Here is an 18,402-nt window from a genome sequence, read left to right as displayed (position 1 = left end):
CGAGACGGCCGCACCCGGCCGAGCCGTGCCCCAGCGTCGTGACCGCCGACGTGCGGCCTGGGGCCCGCCCTCAGGTCCCGCAGTAGGTGACGTAGCGCTCGTTCGGACCCGGGCCGGCGTAGGACTCGCGGCCCGGCTGCTCGTCGAACGGGCGGGACACCACGTCGACGAGCTCGCGGACGGGCTCCAGGTCGCCGGCCTCGGCGGCCTGCAGGGCCGCCTCGACGCGGTGGTTGCGCGGGATGAACCGCGGGTTGATCCGGTCCAGCCGGTCGGCGGCCGTGGCGCGATCCACGCCGCGCTCGTCGAGCAGGGCGAGCCAGCGGGCGGCCCAGGCGTCGAGCGCGTCGCGGTCGAGGACCTGCTCGCGCGCGGCCTGCGGCTCGCCGCGCAGGACGCCGGCGAGGCCGCGGAAGGTGCCGGTGTAGTCGGCGCCCTGCTCGTGGAGGAGCTGCAGCAGCTCCTCGCCGATCGCGACGTCGGCGGCGGGGTCGCCGTCGAGGGCGAGCTTCGCGCGCAGGCCGTCGCGCCACGCGCGGTCGAAGACGTCGGAGAACCCGCCGAGCGCCTCGGTCAGGAGCCCGACGGCGGTCGCCTGGTCGTCGTCGACGAGCGGCACCAGCGTCTCGGCGAACCGCGCGAGGTTCCACTGCATCGCCGGCGCCTGGTGCTGGTAGGCGTAGCGACCCTGCTCGTCGATCGAGCTGAACACCGTGCGGGGGTCGAAGACGTCGAGGAACGCGCAGGGCCCGTAGTCGATCGTCTCGCCGCTGATCGCGACGTTGTCGGTGTTCATCACGCCGTGGACGAAGCCGACGTGCAGCCACTGCGCGACGAGCCGGGCCTGCGCGTCGCGGACCGCCTCGAAGAGCGCGAGCGCGGGGCGCTCGGCGTCGGCGGCGTGCGCGTGGTGGCGCGCGATCGCGTAGTCCGCCAGCCGCGGCAGGACGTCGGGGTCGCGCAGCCGGGCGGCGTACTCGAAGGTGCCGACGCGCAGGTGGCTGGCGGCGACGCGGACGAGGATCCCGCCGGGGTGCGGGCCGTCCTGCCGGAGGACCTGGTCGCCGGTGGCGACGACGGCGAGCGACCGGGTCGTCGGGATGCCGAGGGCGTGCATCGCGGTGCTGACGACGTGCTCGCGGAGCATCGGCCCCAGCGCCGCGCGTCCGTCGCCACCGCGGGAGAAGACGGTCCGCCCGGAGCCCTTCAGGTGGACGTCGCGGCGGTGCCCGTCGCCGTCGACGACCTCGCCGAGCAGCAGGGCGCGCCCGTCGCCGAGGCGGGGCACGGGGTTGCCGAACTGGTGCCCGGCGTAGGCCAGCGCGACCGGCGTCGACCCGGGCGCGACGTCCTGGCCGGCGAGGACGCGAGCGCCCGCGGGTCCGGCGAGCCACGCGGCGTCCCAGCCGAGGTCGCGCGCGAGCGACGCGTCGAGCAGCGCGACGCGGGGCTCGGCGAGCTCGAGCGCCTCGGCGGGCGCGTAGAGGCCCTCGAGGTCCCGCACGAGCGTTCCCTCGAAGCGGAGGGGGATCGTCGCGTCGACGGCCATCACCCGACGGTAGCGCGTCGCGGCCGGCGCCCCGCCCCGTCGGGATCCCGGGAGCGCCCGAGCCGGTGCCCGCGCGAGCGCCGGCCGCCGCCGCGTCCGCGCGGGCCGAGCCGAGCGGCTTAGTTTGCTTCCTAAGTGTTAGAGTTCCCGTGGCGCATGCCGCTCCGCCGCGCCGCCCTCGCCCCCGCGCTCGTGATCGTCGGCCTGATGGCCGCCGTCGTCAGCAGCCTGGGCGCGCCGCTGATCCCCGTGATCGCCGAGCGCTACGGCGCCGAGCTCAGCACGGCGCAGTGGTCGTTGACGGTGACGATGCTCGTCGGCGCCGTCGCCGCCCCGATCCTCGGGCGGCTCGGCGACGGGCCGCACCGCCGGCCGGTCCTGCTCGGCGCGCTCGGCGTCGTCGTGGCGGGCGGCGTGCTCGCGGCGCTCGCGTCCAGCCTCGGGGTCCTCATCGCCGGCCGCGCGCTGCAGGGCTTCGGCCTCGCGCTGCTGCCGCTGGCGATGGCGGTCGCGCGCGACCACGTCGAGGAGCGCCTGCGGGCCCGCACGATCGCGGCGCTGTCGCTCTCGGCCGCGATCGGCATCGGCCTCGGGTATCCGATCACGGGCCTGATCGCCGAGTTCGGGACGATCTCCACGGCGTACTGGTTCGGCGCGGGCGCGTCGGGCATCGCGCTGGCGCTGGCGATCTGGACGGTCCCGGCGGCGCCCGCCGACCGCGCCCCGACGTCGCTGGACCCGGTCGGCACGGCGCTCGTGTCCCTCGGCCTGCTCGCGCTGCTCGTCGGGGTGGAGCGCGGGCCGGACTGGGGCTGGGCGGACGGTCGCACGCTCGGCCTGCTCGCCGCGGCCGCCGCGCTGCTGGCCGCGTGGTCGCAGCAGGCCCTGCGGACCGCGGCACCGCTCGTCGAGCTGCGGCTGCTGCGCCACCGCGCGGTGCTGACGGCGAACGGCACGTCGCTCGTGCTCGGGATGGCGATGTACCTGCTGCTGAGCCTCATGACGCAGTACGTGCAGCTCGACCGCGGGCTCGCGGAGACGGCGTTCGTCGCGGGCCTGACGCTCGTGCCCGTGTCGGTCATGAGCGCGGTGGCCAGCCGCGTGGCCCCGGCGCTCGAGCGGCGCTTCGGCGCGCGGGCGACGATCCCGATCGGGTCGGTGGTGATCGCGATCGGGGCGACGTTCTTCGGCCTGACCGGCGACCACCTGTGGCAGGCGATGGTGACGATGGGCCTCGTCGGCCTCGGCCTCGGCTGCACGTTCGTCGCGATGCCGGGCCTCATCGTCCCCGCGGTCCCGGCGAGCGAGACCTCGAGCGCGCTGAGCTTCTACCAGGTGGTCCGCTACGTCGGCTTCTCGATCGGCAGCGGCCTGGCGGTGACGTTCCTGCGGATCTTCGGCGGCGACGGGCCCGGCGACCCGACGGCGTACCACCGGACGTTCCTCGTCGCCGCGCTGCTCGGCCTCGTCGCCGCCGCCCTCGCCTGGATCCTGCCGGGCCGCCCGACCGGCGAGGCCCGCCCGCGACCCCGCGACCTCGAGCTCCGCGAGCGCGAGGAGGGCCTGCTCGGCGCCGCGGGGCTCGAGGCCGACGGGCTGCCGAGCCCCGCGGCCCGCTGACCCCCGAGCGCGGCGCCACCGATCCGGGGTCCGGACCGCCCCGGGCTCGTGCCGCGTCGGCGACCGGCTGTCGCTCCGCGCGGGAACGGACCGCGACCGGCGACGCGCACGTCGACCCGATCAGCGGATGACGCGCACGTCGACCCCCACGTCGGCGCGAGCCCACGCACGGTCGGCCGTCAGCGCCGGGAGCGCGGCCGCGCGTGCGAGCGCGAGGCAGGCCCGATCAGCGAGGGAGAGTCCGAGCTCGCGCGTGGCCGGCCGCAGAGCGGCGGCGATCCGCGCGTGCTCGATGGAGAAGGACACCGCCACGATCAGCGGCGCGCCCTCCGGCGCGCCGACGAGGCCGACCGGCAGGTCCGGGCCGAGCGCCTGATGCACCTCGGCGAGGTTGACGGTCGAGAGGTGCGCCGGCCCGTCGGCGTCGGCGAGGGCCGCCTCGACCTGGTCCGCCCCCGGCTCATCGCGCAGCAGCGCGATGAGGGCGCTGGCGTCGACGACGTAGCTCACGCGTCGTCGGCCTCGGCGCGCGCGTCGGCGCGCCGCGCGGCGAGCAGGTCGTCCACCGACTCGCCCGCCCCGCGAAAGCTCCCTCGAACGGCGCGCACGCGGCGGCGGCGGTCCGCGTCGCGATCGCGCAGGACCACCGACCCGTCGTCCTGCAGCTCGACGGCGACGACGCTGTGCGGCTGGATGCCGAGGCGGTCCCGCAGCTCCTGCGGCAGCAGGATCCGACCACGGCCATCCGCTCGTACCACGGTGGCTTGCGCGTCACGCATGCGAACGATGGTACGCACAGCGATGGCGTACCGCGAACGATCCGCGGTCCGCGCTCCGACGCGGATGACCCGCAGTGCCGTCGGAGCGCGGGGCCCACCCCGCCTGGGCGTCGACCGTGGAGGACGGCGGGAGCGGTCCGGCGAGCGGGCGTCCTTCGATCCGCCGCCGTGGGTCACCCGGCGTCGTCGACCTGCGGCGCCCAAGTCCCCTCCCACCGTCCCCGGCGCCGCCTGCGGCGGGGTCCGGCGACCCGTCGAGGTCGTCCTCGTCGTCGCATCCGGCGGGCGGCACGAGCGGAGCGTCGCGCGCCGCTCGCCACCGGTCAAGCGGGGCTCGCCGGTCCTCGACCGGGCCCGAGCTACCGCGCCTGGACGGCGCCCCGCAGGTGCGGGGTGCCCTTGCGGTCGTCCTGCAGGACGAACGCGAGCTGCTCGCCGACGCCGGCCGAGCCGAAGGCGACCGTCGCGGGCAGCAGGACCGGCCGCTGGAAGCGGACGTCGACCGCGTAGGACGCCGGGAGCTCGTCGGCGATCGCCGCCAGCGAGCGGGCCTTCGTCCACATGCCGTGCGCGATCGCGCGCGGGAAGCCGAGGAGCCTCGCGCTCAGCGGATGCAGGTGGATCGGGTTGACGTCGCCGGAGACGGCGGCGTACTTGCGGCCCTGGTTGGCCGGGAGCTTCCAGGTCGTCGGGGTCGCGATGCCGAGGTCGCCGACGCCCGCGGTGGGGTCCTCGGCCGGCGTGGCGTCCTTGGAGCCTCCGCCACGGCGGAAGATCGTCGCGATGTCCTCCCAGACGAGCTCGTCGCCGGAGCGGACCTCGGTGACGAGCTCGAAGGTGCGGCCCTTCGGGTGCGGCTGCAGGTTGCGCGTCGTGACCGCCACGTCGAGCGTCTCGGCGATCGAGATCGGCCGGTGCTGGACGATCCGGTTGTGCATGTGCACGAGCCCGATCGCGGGGAACGGGAAGCGACCGTCGGTCATGAGCGCCATGTGCAGCGGGAACCCGAGGATGAACGGGTACGTCGGCGGCAGGTCGTTGCGCAGCGTGAAGCCGCAGACGTCGGCGTAGGCGCGCAGCTTCTCGACGTTCACCCGCACGCCCTCGAGCGTCAGGGTGAGGTCGGGCAGCTCGCGCGCCGCCCCGGCGACGAACGGCAGCTTCGTCGCGCCGGGGATCAGCGGCAGCGCCGCCCGGCCGTAGAGGCCGAGGGTGCCGGGGGGCGCCGCGAGCTTGCGCACGGACGCGGTGACGAGGGTCTTCTCGGTCATGCGCCGATGAGGCTCTGGCCGCAGACGCGGACGGTGTTGCCGTTCACGCCGCCGGAGCCGGGGCTCGCGTACCAGGCGATCGTCTCGGCGACGTCGACCGGCAGGCCGCCCTGGCCGAGCGAGGACATCCGCCGGCCGGCCTCGCGGATCCCGAGCGGGATCGCGGCGGTCATCTTCGTCTCGATGAAGCCCGGCGCGACGGCGTTGATCGTGATGCCCTGCGCGGCGACCTCGTCGGCGAGCGCGTCGACGAACCCGATGACGCCGGCCTTCGACGCGCCGTAGTTCGTCTGGCCCCGGTTGCCGGCGATGCCGGCGATCGAGGCGACGCCGATGACGCGGCCGCCCTGGTTGATCGCCTTCGCGTCGAGGAGCTCGCGGGTGATCCGCTCGGGCGCCTCGAGGTTGACCGAGATGACCTGCGCCCAGACCTCGGGCTTCATGTTCGCCAGCAGCTTGTCGCGCGTGATGCCGGCGTTGTGCACGACGATGTCGACGCCGCCGTGCTCCTTCTTCAGGTACGCGGCGAGCTGCTTCGGCGCGTCCTCGGCGGTGACGTCGAACGTGATCGCCGAGCCGCCGATGCGCTCGGTGACCTTCTGCAGGTCCTCCGCGAGCGGCTCGATGTCGAGGCCGACGACGTGCGCGCCGTCGCGGGCGAGGGTCTCGGCGATCGCCTCGCCGATCCCGCGCGAGGCGCCGGTCACGAGGGCGACCTTGCCCTTCAGCGGCTCCGTCCAGTTCAGCTCGGCCTTCTCGCCCGCGCTGATCCGGATCGCCTGGCCGTCGACGAACGCCGACTTCGCGGAGAGGAGGAACCGCAGCGTCGACTCGATCCGGTCGCCCGCACCCGGCGCGACGTACACGAGCTGCGCCGTGGCGCCCTTGGCGCCGATCTCCTTGGCGAACGACCGGGTGAAGCCCTCGAGCGCGCGCTGGGCGATCCGCGAGGAGCCCTCGAGGAGCTCCGGCGTCGTGCCGAGGACGATCACGCGGCCCGAGCCGGTGATCCGGCGGGCGAGCGGCTGGAAGAACGCGTGCAGCGCGGCGAGCTCGGCCGGCGAGGAGATGCCGGTCGCGTCGAAGACGAGGCCGTGGAACCGCTGGTCCCCGCCGGCGCCCGGCGCCCAGATCTTCGGGGCGAGACCCGCGTCGGTGACGGCGGCCCGCAGGTCGCCCTCCTCCGTCGTCCAGGTCTCGGCGCCGATCAGCGCGAGCACCCGGCCGACGTCGCCGGCGAGCAGGCCGCCCGGCGCCTGGCCGAAGACGACCGGGCCGGCGACGACCGGCGCGCCGGGACGGTGGCGCTTGAGGAACGGCGGCTGCGGCAGCCCGACCTTCGGGGCGATCTGCTTGCCGACGAAGCTGTTGACGAACTGCTGGTAGCGATCAGCCATGGGATTCCTGTCCTGTCGGTGCGGGCGAGCCGCGCTCAGCGCTCGACGATCGCGACGACGATCGGGCGGGCGGGCGACATCGGGGCGGTCGGGGCGTCGGGACGCGGCATCTCGATCACCGCTCCACGATCGCGACGACGCCCTGGCCGCCGGCGGCGCAGATCGAGATGAGGCCGCGGCCCGAGCCCTTCTCCTTCAGCTGCTTGGCGAGCGCCGGCACGATCCGGCCGCCGGTGGCGGCGAACGGGTGCGCCGCGGCGAGCGAGCCGCCGTTGACGTTGAGCTTGCTGCGGTCGATCGAGCCGAGCGGCTTCTCGCGGCCGAGCTTCGTCTTGCAGAACGTCGGGTCCTCCCACGCCTTGAGCGTCGAGAGGACCTGCGCGGCGAACGCCTCGTGGATCTCGTAGTAGTCGAAGTCCTGGAGGGTCAGGCCGTTGCGGTCCAGGAGCGTCGGCACGGCGTAGGCGGGAGCCATGAGCAGGCCCTCCTCGCCCTCGACGTAGCCGACGGCGGAGGTCTGGACGTCGACGAGGTAGGCGAGCGGCTCGATGCCGTGCTCCTGCGCCCAGTCCTCGCTGGCGAGCAGGACGGTCGAGGCGCCGTCGGAGAGCGGCGTCGAGTTGCCGGCGGTCATCGTGCCCTGCGGACCGCCGAAGACCGGCTTGAGCTTCGCGAGCTTCTCCATGCTCGAGTCCGGGCGCAGGTTGCCGTCGCGCTCGAGGCCGAGGTACGGCGTGATGAGGTCGTCGAGGAACCCGCGCTCGTAGGCGGCGGCGAGGTTCTTGTGCGAGGCGACCGTCAGCTCGTCCTGCGCCTCGCGGGTGATGCCCCACTCCTTGGCCGTGATCGCCTGGTGGTCGCCCATCGACTTGCCGGTCCGCGGCTCGCGGTTGGCCGGGAAGTCGAGCGTGATGTCGCCGGGGCGGATGGCGAGCAGCGCCTTGATGCGGTCCTGCGTCGTGCGGGCGTTGTTCACCTTCACGAGCTTGTGGCGGAGCTTGTCGCCGAGCGCGATCGGCGGGTCGGAGGTCGTGTCGGTGCCGCCGGCGATGCCGGCGTCGATCTGCCCCAGCGCGATCTTGTTGGCGATGTAGGTGACCGCCTGCAGGCCGGTGCCGCAGGCCTGGCCGATGTCGACCGCCGGGGTCGAGTTGGCGAGCTTCGAGCCGAGGACGACCTCGCGCGTGAGGTTGATGTCCCGGGCGAGCTTCACCACGGCGCCCGCGGCGACCTCGCCGAGGTGCTCGCCCTGGAGGTCGTAGCGCTCGACGAGCCCGTCGAGGGCGGCGGCGAGCATGTCGCTGTTGCTGGCGCTCGCGTACTGGGCGTTGGAGCGCGCGAACGGGATCCGGTTGCCGCCGAGGATGGCGACGCGGCGTGCAGTGGTCATGGGTCCGACTCCGGGGAGAATTTCCTACCGTCGGTATGGACGGCAGGACCACAGCGTAGCGAGCGCGCGAAACGGCGTGCGTGACAGGGATCCCCGGGGCTCGGCGGCGTCCGTGCGGAGCCGCGCGCGCGACGCCGACCCGCTCGAGCGGTCGGGGACCCGCGCCCGTCCCCGCCGGGCCGGCGGCGGGGATCCGGCGGGCGCCTCAGGCCTCCGCGAGGAACTCCAGCAGCGCCGTGTTGAACTCCGCGGCGTGGCTCGTGTTGATCCCGTGCGGGCCGCCGGCGATGACGTGCAGGCGGCTGTCGGGGAGGGCGTCGTGGGTCCGCTGGCCGGAGCCCTCGAGCGGGACGGTACCGTCGCCGTCGCCGTGGAGCACGAGGGCGGGGACGGTGATCGCCTCGAGGTCCCGACGGAAGTCGGTGGTCGCCCACGCCCGCATGCACTGCAGCGCCGCGGTGTCGCCGGCCTGGGCGGTGAGCGCGAGCGCGTCCTGGCGCTGGGCCTCGGTGACCTGCAGCTCCTCGCCCGCGGAGAAGAAGCCGGTGAGGAACTCGTCGAAGAACGCGTCGCGGTCGGCGCGGAGGTGCTGCTCGAGCTCGGCCGCCGCCTCCTCGGTGAGCGGGCCGTCGGGGTTGTCGTCGGTCTTCATGAGGTACGGCGGGACCGCCGCGGCGAAGACGACGCCGCGGATCCGGTCCTCGCCGTGGCGGGCGACGTAGCGCGCGACCTCGCCGCCGCCCATCGAGAACCCGACGAGCGTCGCGTCGCGGACGTCGAGCCGCTCGAGCACGTCGTGGAGGTCGTCGGCGAGCCGGTCGTAGTCGTAGCCGTCCTGCGGCTTGTCGCTGCGGCCGAACCCGCGCCGGTCGTAGACGACGACCCGGTGCCCGGCCTCCTCGAGCGGGCGGAACTGCTCCTGCCACGACGCGCCCGAGAGCGGCCAGCCGTGGATCAGGACGACGGGTCGCCCATCGCCGCCGGTGTCCTCGACGTACAGGGGCGTGCCCTCGAGGATGCCGCGGTGGGAGGTGGCCTGGCTCATGCGTGCCTCGCTCTCGCTCGGGAACGGCCGCGCCGTGCCGCGCGCGGCCCGTGAGGTGCCGCTACCCCACGGTCGGCGGCGAGAACCGTCGGAGGCGGCGGCCCCGGCCGGCGCCGGCCCCGCCGCGTCGGTCGTCCGCGCCGGCCGGCGGCTCAGGCGCCGGCGGCGGAGGTCGGTGGCTGGGCCTTCATCCACTCCTGCTTGTGGACCTTCTTCGCCGCCTGGTAGTCGAGGAGGTCCTGCGGGGAGGCGACGTCGCCGAGGGTCGGGTGCCACGGCACGAGCTCCTCGGCCACGGCGACGCCGAAGCGCTTGTGCAGGACGGCCGCGAGCGACTTGACCTTCATCTCGCCGAACCCGGGCAGGGCGAGGATGTTCGCCTTCAGCGTGGCGGCGTCCGGCGCGTCGGTCCACACGCGGGCGGCGTCGCCGTCGTAGCGCTCGAGGACGTGCACGGCGAGCTCGTGGACCCGCTGGGCCATCGAGCCGGGGAAGCGGTGCACCGCGGGGACCTCCCGGAACGCCGGCTCGAGGTCGGCCTCCGCGAGGGTCCGCGGGTCGAAGGCGCCGAGGCGCTCCCGCAGGACGCGCGGTCCGTCGAACGCCTTCTGGACCGTGATCCGCTGATCGAGGAGGAAGCCGACGAGCAGCGCGAAGGGGTCCGCCGCGATGAGGTGGTTGGACTCGTCGGAGTCGGTGAAGAACAGCTGCTCGGGCACGGGCCGATCCTCCCACGGGGCACCCCGCCCGTCGAGGCACCGGAGCGGGGACGGATCGAACGTCACGGGACCGGAGCGGACGACGCGCCGGCGCCGCGAACGACGCCGTCCCGGCACCCGGCCGAGGGCCCGCTCCGGAACCCGTCTCCGCCACGCGCGACCGCGGCACCGAGCGACGGGGTCAGGCGGCGAGCGGCAGGACCGCGTCCGCGTCGTCGCGGGCCACGAGCGCCGCGTAGTGGCCGCCGAGCGCCAGCAGCTCCGCGTGCGTGCCGGACTCGACGATCCGCCCGCGGTCGAGGACGACGATCCGGTCGGCGTCGCGGACGGTCGAGAGCCGGTGGGCGATCGCGATCGTCGTGCGGCCCTCCGCGAGCCGCTCCAGCGCCTCCTGCACCGCCCGCTCCGTGCGCGTGTCCAGCGCGCTCGTCGCCTCGTCGAGGATCAGCACGGGCGGGTTGCGCAGCATCGCCCGCGCGATCGCGAGGCGCTGCTTCTCGCCGCCGGAGAACCGGTAGCCGCGCTCGCCGACGATCGTGTCGTAGCCGTCGGGCAGCCCGGCGATCAGCTCGTGGACCTGCGCCGCCCGCGCGGCGGCGACGAGCTCCTCGTCGGTCGCGTCGGGCCGTGCGAAGCGGAGGTTCTCGGCGACCGAGCTGTGCAGGAGGTACGTCTCCTGCGCGACGACCCCGACGAGCGCGGCGCGGTCGTCGGCGGAGAGCTCCCGCACGTCGACCCCGTCGATCGTCACGCGGCCCGCGTCGACGTCGTACATCCGCGCGGCGAGGTAGCCGAGCGTCGTCTTGCCCGAGCCCGTCGCGCCGACGATCGCGACCGTCGCCCCGGCCGGGACCTCGAGGTCGATGTCCTCCAGCGTCCGGTCCGCGCGCGGGTCGTAGGCGAACGAGACCCCCTCGAACCGGACCGGGACCCCCACCGCCGCGGCGGGGGCGGGCCCGTCGTCGGCCCCCGGGGGCGGGGTGCCGCCCGCCAGGGAGGGCGGCCGCACCGGTGCGGCCGGCTCCACGACGTCGACCGGCGTGTCGAGGTACTCGAACACGCGGGTGAACAGGGCCAGCGAGGACTGGACCTCGACCGCCAGCCGCAGCAGCGTGACCATCGGCATGAGCAGCCGCGTCTGCAGGGCGGTGAAGGCGACGAGGGTGCCGATCGTGACGATCCCCTCGCCGTTGGCCGCCGACCAGCCGGCGATCCAGTACGCCAGGGCCGGCATCGCGGCGAAGGCGATCTGGACGCTCGCCATCCGCCACCGACCCGCCATCGCGGAGCGGACCTCGAGGTCGGCGACGTCGCGCGAGGCGCCGTCGAAGCGCCCCACGAGGTCGGCCGAGCGCCCCATCGTGCGCGTGAGCACGATCCCCGAGATCGACAGCGACTCCTCGACGACGGCGGACATGTCGGCGAGCTTGCGCTGGCGGACGCTCACGATCCGTCGCCGCGCGCGCCCGACCGTCCGGGCGAGCCAGACGAAGAACGGGACGACGACGAGCGTCGCCAGCGCCAGCCGCCAATCCAGCACGATCATCGCGGTGAGCGTCGCGATGACGGTCGTGAACGAACTGACGAGGCTCGTCACCGTCGACGTCACGACGCCCTGCATGCCGCCGATGTCGTTCGCGATCCGGGACTGGACCTCGCCGCTGCGGGTGCGCGTGAAGAACGCGAGCGACAGGCGCTGGAGGTGGCCGTAGACCCCGGCCCGCAGGTCGTGCATGACCCGTTGGCCGACGACGTTGGAGAGCCACGTCTGGCCGACGTCGAGCCCGGCGCCGACGATCGCCGCGCCGACCATGCCGAGGACGAGCAGCGCCAGCAGCGACGTGTCCTGCTGCGGCAGGGCGACGTCGACCGCCTCGCGGATGAGGAACGGCTGCGCCAGTCCGAGGACGGCGGTGAGGACGATGAGCCCCGCGACCGCGGCGACGCGGCCGCGGTAGGGACGGAAGAGGCCGGCGATCCGGCGCAGGTCGACGGGCTCGTCGCCGCGCTGCCGGGCCTCGGCGCGCCCGGGGCGGGCGCCGTCGGGCCGGCCGGAGCCGGGAGGTCGTTCGAGGGGGAAGGGCGTCGCCATGGGCGGACCTCCGGGTCGTGGTGCGTCCCGGCCCGCGGGACGCCGGGCGCGACCCGGGGCGACGTCGCGTCAGCCGGCCGGCTCGTGCCCGGCGTGCCGCCCGGGATCCTGAGTCATGCTCAGCAATGTAGCACATGCTGAGGATTCCTCATAATGTGGCGCATCCGGTATCGTCGTCCGGGTGGAGCCCGCCGCCCCCGAACCGCCGACGGCCGCGAGCGGCGGCGCGCGGGACGCCGGCCCCCCCTACCCGCGAAGCGACGACGGTGCACCGCCGAGCACCGGCGAGCTCATCGCGCGGATCTCGCGCTGGATCCACGGGCGCTCCCGCGACCGGCTGGCGCCGTTCGGGACGACGCCGGCGGCCGCCCGGGCGCTCGTCGTGCTGCTGCGGACCGGCGAGTCGCAGCGGATGGGCGACCTCGCCGAGCGCCTGCGGATCGTGCCGCGGTCGGTGACGACGCTCGTCGACGACCTCGAGCGCGAGGGCCTCGTCGAGCGGCGCCCCGACCCCGACGACCGGCGCTCCACGCGCGTGCACCTGACCGATGCGGGCCGCGAGCGCGGCGCCGCGATGCTGCGCGCCCGCCACGAGGCGGCCGACGACCTCGTCGCCGTGCTCGACGAGGCCGACCGCGACGAGCTGCACCGCCTGCTGTCGCTGCTGGACGCCGCCGCGCACGCGGACTGGTGCCGGCACGGGCGCCGCGGGCCTCGACGGGACGACCCGGCGGCCGGCTGAGGACCGGCCCCGAGCGGCGTGGGCCGCCGGGACGCGGCCCAGCGCCACGGTCCGGCACGGGCGCCCGGCCGGGATGGGACGATGCCCCCGTGGCCGACCTGCCCCTCCGCCCGTTCGCGCTGCCGCGCCGCCGCCCGTCAGGGGCCGGCGGACCCCGTCCCGGCGGCCGGGCGCCGCGGGAGCCCCGCCGCCCGCGGGAGCCCCGCGGTCCCCGCCTGCGACCCGAGGGACCGCTGACGCCCGAGCAGCGCCGGCGCCTGCTGCTGCTCGGCGGCGGCGTGCTCGTCCTGCTCCTGCTCGTCCTGCTCGTGCGCGGCTGCGGGGGCGACGACCGCGACGACCCCGCGACCGGGGCGCGCTCGACCGTGCCCCGCGGCACGACGGCGGTCGGCCGGGACGCGCTGGCCGCCCTGCGCCCCGATCCCGTCCGCGACGCGGTGGCGCTCACCCGCAGCGCGCAGGCCGGGTTCGCGAACCCGCTCTACCGGCTCGTGCCGGGCGGGCCCGTGCTCACCGCCTCGCGCGTCGCCACCTACCGCAAGCTCGTCGAGGACGTCGCGAAGCGCAACGACGAGGACCCGAACCTGCTCGAGGCGATCGTCTACCTGGAGAGCGCGGGACGCCCCGACGCGATGGCCGGCGACAGCGTGGAGGCCGCCGCCGGGTTCACGCAGATCGTCGCCGAGACGGGGCGGAACCTCCTCGGCATGAAGATCGACGTCGAGCGCTCCGGCCGCCTCACGCGCCGGATCGCGCGCGAGGAGCGGCGACGCGACGCGCGCGAGGTCGCGCGCCTGAAGGCGGCGCGCATCCGGGTCGACCCCCGGTTCGATCCGCGCCAGGCGCTCGAGGCGACCTGCCGCTACCTCGACATCGCCCGCGACCGCCTCGGCGGTCGCGACGACCTCGCGGTGGCGAGCTACCACATGGGCATCGGCAACCTGCAGAACGCCCTGTCGGCCTACGGCAGGGGCAACGTCCCCTACGTCGAGCTCTACTTCGGCACCGACCCCCTGCGCTCGCCGCGCGCGACGACGATCCTCGCGCGGCTCGCCGACGACTCGTCGTCCTACCTCTGGCGCGTGGGCGCCGCCGAGCGGCTCATGCGCCAGTTCCGGCGCGATCCGGCGGCGCTGCGTCGCGAGGCCGAGCTGCAGCAGCGCAAGGCCTCGCCGGAGGACCTCATGCACCCGCCGGGACGCACGGCGACGTTCGCCGACGCCGACGCGCTGCAGCAGGCCGAGCGGGACGGTCAGCTCCGCGCGCTGCCGGCGCCGACGCTCCGCGCCAACGGGATCCAGATCAGCAGCGCGATGGGCGAGCTCGCGTCCCGCTTCGCCGAGCCGCGCTCGCGCTACCGCGCGCTGCGCCCGACGGCGCTCGCGGGCCTCGTCACGATCGGCGCCGCGGTCCAGGCGCTCGGGGGCCGCGCCGCTCGCACCGAGCGGCTCACGATCACGAGCTCGGTCCGCGACGAGCGCTACCAGGCGCTGCTCGGGCGCGAGAACGTGCAGGCGACGCGCGCGCTCTCCCAGCACACGACCGGGTGGGCGATGGACATCGGGCGGAGCTACCGCAGCGACGGGCAGGCGAGCCGCTTCCAGTGGGTGCTCACGCGGATGCAGGCGCTGAACCTCATCGCCTGGGTCCGCGAGCCCGAGGCGATCCACCTGACCGTCAACGGCAGCGCCGCGCGACGGCTGGACCCGATCCTGCGCGCGGCGACCGGCGGGCGCTGAACCGGGAGCGCTCGACCATCCGTCCGGGTGGCTGGACGAGGGAGGAGCGGCGTGCGAGCGGCGCCGCGTGCGTACCCTGCCTGGCGTGTCCGCGCTCCTCATCCGCCGGTCAGGGCCGCGCCGCGCCGCGCGCCTGGCGCTCGCCCTGCTCGCGCTCGCCGCCGCGGCGGTCGCCCTGCCCTCGTCCGCCGTCGCGCTCGACAAGGGCCTGATGGACGAGACGCTGCCGCGCTCCGACGATCCCGCGCAGCGGGCGGAGTTCTTCGGCGTCGCCCGGCAGGCGGGCGTCTCCGTCGCCCGGACCTACCTGCACTGGGACGGGACGACCGACTTCCCGTTCCCGCACGAGATCGACTCGATCCGGCGGATGGCCCAGGAGGGCGCCGCCCACGGGATCACGACGCTCTTCGTCGGCATCAACGGCGAGCTCGGCCGCCGCTACGCCGACGCCCGCCAGATCGACCTCGAGGCGTACCGCCGGATGGTCCGCCGCTCGGTCGAGGCCCTCCGCGGGCTGCCGGTGCGGCTCGTCTGGTCGCCCCTGAACGAGGCGAACTTCGCCAGCCAGATGCCGAAGCGCAACGGCGCGGAGACCTGGCGCCGGATGCAGAACCTCGCCTACGACGAGGTCAAGGCGCTCGACCCCTCCGCGCTCGTGGTCGCCGGCGAGCTCGCGCCCTACGCGCGCAACACCCGCAACTCGACCCACCCGGGGCAGTTCTGGCGCCAGGCGCTCGGGCTGACGAGCGACTGGAAGCGCCGCGCCGGGACCTCGGACGCCGAGTACGCGGTGCGCGCCGACGCGGTGACGCTGCACTCCTACGACTACCTCGAGAACCCGAGCTCGACGAGCCGCAGCACCACGCGGTGGACGATCCGCAACCTCGGCACGACCCGCCGGCTGCTCGCCCGGGCCGCGAAGACGGGGCGGCTGCCGCGGGTCGCCGCCAAGCGGCTCTACATCACGGAGTTCGCCTACCTCGCCGAGGGCAAGCAGAAGATCAGCGAGCAGCGCGCGGCGACCTACCTGCGACGGGCGTGGAGGATCGCGCTGCGCGAGCGGGTGCGGACCTTCATCTGGTTCCAGGTCCGCGACCCCCCGGCGATCTTCCCGTCGGGCCTGCGGACCCGCGACGGCCGCGACCGCCCGGTGCTCGGCGTCTTCCGCACGCTCCGCTGAGGGGGCCGGGTCCCGCCCTGCTTCTCGACCCGGGCCGACGACCGCCGTCGCGCGGCGTCGGCCGGGCGCCCTACCATGCCTCCGTGGTCCGTCCCGGCGCCCGTCGCATCCCGCTCTCGCGCCTCGCGCGCCGTTCAGGTCGCCTGCTGGCCGTGCTGGCGGCGCTCGGCGGCCCGGCGGTCCTCGCCGCGACCCCGGCGCAGGCCGGGACGTACGACGTCTGGTCCTGTCGCACGCCGACGGGGACGCCCGCGGCCACGACCGGCTGGGCGCCCGGACGCAACGGGGCCGACATCGACCGGCTCGCCGACGGCTGCGCGACGGGCGGCCCGCTCGTCGCCGGCCTCACGGCCGCGCTGACCCACACCCAGGGGACCGCGAGCCAGGTCTTCCAGGCCCCGGAGGGCGCGACGATCGTCGGCTACGAGCTGTGGCGCTCGCTGTCGGCGAGCGGCCTGCTCGGGCTCAGCGGCTACCAGGCGTCGATCAGCACCTCGGCCGGCACCGTCGAGACCTGCGACGGCGGCCTGCTCGGGTGCGGTATCGGCTCGGCCGGCGACCCGCTCGGCGGCGGGAACCGGATCACCGCGAGCAACGTCTCGCTCTCGCGCGTGCAGCTCACCGCCGCCTGCGCCCGCGCGGCGTGCGCCAGCGCCGGCACCGCCGCCGCCGAGGCCCGCCTGCACCGCGCGAAGCTCATCCTCCGCGAGGACGTCGCGCCGGCCGTCACGGCCGCCGGCGGCAGCCTCCAGTCCGGCGTCACCCTCAACGCCCCGGCGTCGCTGACCCTGCAGGTCGCCGACGGCGGAGCCGGCGTCGCGCTCGCCGGGCTGAACGTCGACGGCTCGCCGGTCGCCGTGCAGACCGCGCCGGGCTGCGCCCAGCCGTTCACCGCGCCGCAGCCGTGCCCGCGAACCGCGCGGTTCGACTTCACGCTCGATCCCGCGACGCTCGCCGCCGGCGCCCATCAGGTCTCCGTCTCGGTCGCCGACGCCGCTGGGAACATCACGACCCACGGGCCGCTGACGGTCACGAAGCCCGGTGCGACCGACGGCGGAACGACCGCGGGCGCGCCCGTGATCGACGTCCAGGCCCAGGCGGTCGCCGGCGGCCGGCAGCGGCTGACGGGCACCGTGCGCACCGCCGCCGGCACGCCGCTGGCGGACGCGACGGTCGAGCTCTCGGCCAAGCGCGACGCGTCGGGCAGCCAGCCGACGATCGGCCTGGGCACCGCGCGCAGCGCCGCCGACGGCCGCTTCACGAGCCGGGTCGTACCGGCGGGGGCCTACGTCGTCACCGCGACGGTGCGCGGCTCGACGACCGCCGCGTCCCTGCGGGTGCGCAGCACGCTCGCCCTCGGCGCGAAGGCGTCGCCGAGCCGGCTGCGCCGTGGCGGCCGCACGACGCTGTCGGGTCGGGTCACGGGGATCGGCGACCGTGCCTCCGGCGCCCGCGTCGCGATCCAGACGGTGATCGGGAAGCGCTGGCGGACGATCGCGAACGTCACGGCCGACCGGGCCGGGCGCTTCCGCTGGCGGCACCGGTTCACGAAGGTCACGCGGCCGACGGTGTTCTCGTTCCGCGCCGTCGTGGCGAAGCGGTCCGGCTGGCCCTGGTCGACGGTCACCGGCCAGCGACTCCGCGTGCGGGTGAGCCCGCGATGACCGACGAGGCCGCGCGGGAGGGCTACGCCGACCTGCGGCCCGAGGTCCTCGGCGCCGTGCGCGTGCGCCTGCGCCGCGACGGCATCGACCCCGAGCGCGCGGACCTCGACGCGGCGTGGGCGCTCGCGTGGCACGCGCTGCTCGCGCGCCGGGCGGCCGGCGAGGACGACGAGACCCCGAGCCAGCTGCTGGTCGCCGTCGCCGACCGTCACGCGCGCCGCACCGCCGGCGTGCGGACGGGCGCGACGACCGACGACTCCTCCGTGGACCCGGCGACCCTCGCGGTCGAGCGCGACGTCGAGGAGGCCGCGACCGACCTCGTCGAGCGCTCGGACGAGGACGAGCTCGCCGCGCTGCTGCTCGTGCGGTTGCACGATCGCTCGCCGGTGGCCGGGGCGCGAGGCCTCGGGCGCTCGCCGCGGGAGCTGCAGCGCGCGCTCAAGCGGACCGAGCGGCGCGCGGCTCCGGAGCTGCGCGCCGCGCTCGCCGACCCGTCGTGCCCGGCACGGCGGCCGCTGGTGCGGGACTTCGCCCTCGGGCTGCTCGAGCCGCTGAGCGAGCGCCACCGGCTCGCCACCGCGCATCTGCGGGAGTGCGCGAGCTGCCACGCGCGGGGCACGGCCCTGCGGGCGCTCGCCGCGCACGAGCCGCCGGCGCCCCTGCGCGACCTCGCCGTCGTCGCCGCGCCCGACGCCGTCGGGTTCGTCGCCGCGCCGCTGCCGGTCCGCGTCGGCGAGCCGGCAGCGGCCGCGCCGTCGCCCGGCGAGGAGCCGCTCGATCCGGAGGTCGCGATGGTGACCTCGTGGTTCACCGGCGAGACCGGCGCCGCCGCCGCGCCGCTCGTCGCGGCCGAGGCCGTCGCCCCACCGGCGCCCGCCGCCACGACGGAGCGCGCACCCCGGGCCGCCCTCGCGCCGCTGGCCGCGGTGCTCGGGGCCGCGATCGCGCGGCCGGGGCGCGTGGTCGCCGCCGGAGGGCTCCTCGCGGTCGTGCTCGTCGTCCTGGGGATCGGCCTCGGCGGCGGCGACGACGCCACGCCGACCGCAGCGCCCGCGCCGGTCGAGCAGGTGCCGGCGATCGAGCGGGGCACGACCACCGACGAGGACGCCGCGCGGGCGGAGGCGGAGCGCGCGAAGGCCGAGCGCGCGGAGGCGGCGGCCCGTTCCGAGCGTGCCGCGGCCCGTGCCCGGGCCGCGCGGAGGGCGCGCGCGGCCC

14 protein-coding genes and 1 pseudogene are annotated in these 18,402 nt (G+C 75.9%); 6 read left to right on the top strand and 9 right to left on the bottom strand.

Annotated features, from left to right (window positions below; genetic code table 11):
* Nucleotides 1-70: 70 nt before the first annotated feature.
* Nucleotides 71-1,549, bottom strand: coding sequence for a protein adenylyltransferase SelO (locus SK069_RS18640; protein WP_319955770.1), 1,479 nt, complete (start codon nt 1,547-1,549; stop codon nt 71-73).
* A gap of 156 nt (nt 1,550-1,705) precedes the next feature.
* On the opposite strand from SK069_RS18640, the gene SK069_RS18635 reads away from it, so the two are divergent.
* Nucleotides 1,706-3,169: an MFS transporter gene (locus SK069_RS18635; protein ID WP_319955769.1), complete on the top strand. Its 1,464-nt coding sequence runs from the start codon at nt 1,706-1,708 to the stop codon at nt 3,167-3,169.
* Nucleotides 3,170-3,289: 120 nt separating this feature from the next.
* On the opposite strand, the gene SK069_RS18630 is transcribed toward SK069_RS18635, so the two are convergent.
* The 8 genes from SK069_RS18630 to SK069_RS18595 all read right to left on the bottom strand — a co-directional run bounded on the left by SK069_RS18630 (nt 3,290) and on the right by SK069_RS18595 (nt 11,862).
* A complete protein-coding gene (locus tag SK069_RS18630; RefSeq protein WP_319955768.1) occupies nt 3,290-3,679 on the bottom strand; it encodes a PIN domain-containing protein in 390 nt (129 codons plus the stop codon).
* Nucleotides 3,676-3,948, bottom strand: coding sequence for an AbrB/MazE/SpoVT family DNA-binding domain-containing protein (locus SK069_RS18625; RefSeq protein WP_319955767.1), 273 nt, complete (start codon nt 3,946-3,948; stop codon nt 3,676-3,678). Before SK069_RS18625 ends, SK069_RS18630 begins: the two co-directional genes overlap by 4 nt.
* A 359-nt stretch (nt 3,949-4,307) precedes the next feature.
* Complete coding sequence (locus tag SK069_RS18620; protein ID WP_319955766.1) at nt 4,308-5,219, bottom strand: MaoC family dehydratase; 912 nt, start codon at nt 5,217-5,219, stop codon at nt 4,308-4,310.
* Nucleotides 5,216-6,616 (bottom strand): 3-oxoacyl-ACP reductase, encoded by a 1,401-nt coding sequence (locus SK069_RS18615; RefSeq protein ID WP_319955765.1) that lies wholly within the window; start codon nt 6,614-6,616, stop codon nt 5,216-5,218. Before SK069_RS18615 ends, SK069_RS18620 begins: the two co-directional genes overlap by 4 nt.
* 115 nt (nt 6,617-6,731) lie before the next feature.
* A complete protein-coding gene (locus SK069_RS18610) occupies nt 6,732-8,006 on the bottom strand; it encodes an acetyl-CoA C-acetyltransferase (protein ID WP_319955764.1) in 1,275 nt (424 codons plus the stop codon).
* A gap of 205 nt (nt 8,007-8,211) precedes the next feature.
* Nucleotides 8,212-9,051, bottom strand: a complete 840-nt coding sequence (locus SK069_RS18605; protein WP_319955763.1) for an alpha/beta fold hydrolase — start codon at nt 9,049-9,051, stop codon at nt 8,212-8,214.
* Nucleotides 9,052-9,203: 152 nt separating this feature from the next.
* Nucleotides 9,204-9,770, bottom strand: a complete 567-nt coding sequence (locus SK069_RS18600; RefSeq protein ID WP_319955762.1) for an HhH-GPD-type base excision DNA repair protein — start codon at nt 9,768-9,770, stop codon at nt 9,204-9,206.
* Nucleotides 9,771-9,951: 181 nt separating this feature from the next.
* Nucleotides 9,952-11,862, bottom strand: a complete 1,911-nt coding sequence (locus SK069_RS18595; RefSeq protein WP_319955761.1) for an ABC transporter ATP-binding protein — start codon at nt 11,860-11,862, stop codon at nt 9,952-9,954.
* Between the two features lie 181 nt (nt 11,863-12,043).
* On the opposite strand from SK069_RS18595, the gene SK069_RS18590 reads away from it, so the two are divergent.
* From SK069_RS18590 to SK069_RS18570, 5 genes and pseudogenes are all read left to right on the top strand, one after another.
* Nucleotides 12,044-12,604 (top strand): MarR family winged helix-turn-helix transcriptional regulator, encoded by a 561-nt coding sequence (locus SK069_RS18590; protein ID WP_319955760.1) that lies wholly within the window; start codon nt 12,044-12,046, stop codon nt 12,602-12,604.
* Nucleotides 12,605-12,693: 89 nt separating this feature from the next.
* On the top strand, nt 12,694-14,343 hold the full coding sequence (locus SK069_RS18585; RefSeq protein ID WP_319955759.1) for a transglycosylase SLT domain-containing protein: 1,650 nt from the start codon (nt 12,694-12,696) through the stop codon (nt 14,341-14,343).
* A gap of 85 nt (nt 14,344-14,428) precedes the next feature.
* The gene (locus SK069_RS18580) at nt 14,429-15,523 is read left to right on the top strand and encodes a hypothetical protein (protein WP_319955758.1); all 1,095 of its coding nucleotides are present in this window, start codon (nt 14,429-14,431) and stop codon (nt 15,521-15,523) included.
* A gap of 83 nt (nt 15,524-15,606) precedes the next feature.
* Nucleotides 15,607-17,187 (top strand): carboxypeptidase regulatory-like domain-containing protein, encoded by a 1,581-nt coding sequence (locus tag SK069_RS18575; RefSeq protein ID WP_319955757.1) that lies wholly within the window; start codon nt 15,607-15,609, stop codon nt 17,185-17,187.
* Nucleotides 17,184-18,402: pseudogene (locus SK069_RS18570) on the top strand (hypothetical protein); the annotation flags it as partial. The gene SK069_RS18575 and the pseudogene SK069_RS18570, both read left to right, overlap by 4 nt.

Origin of the sequence: Patulibacter brassicae (assembly GCF_033949425.1) — a bacterium.
Lineage (GTDB): Bacteria > Actinomycetota > Thermoleophilia > Solirubrobacterales > Solirubrobacteraceae > Patulibacter > Patulibacter brassicae.
This window is presented reverse-complemented; position numbering and strand designations above follow the sequence as displayed.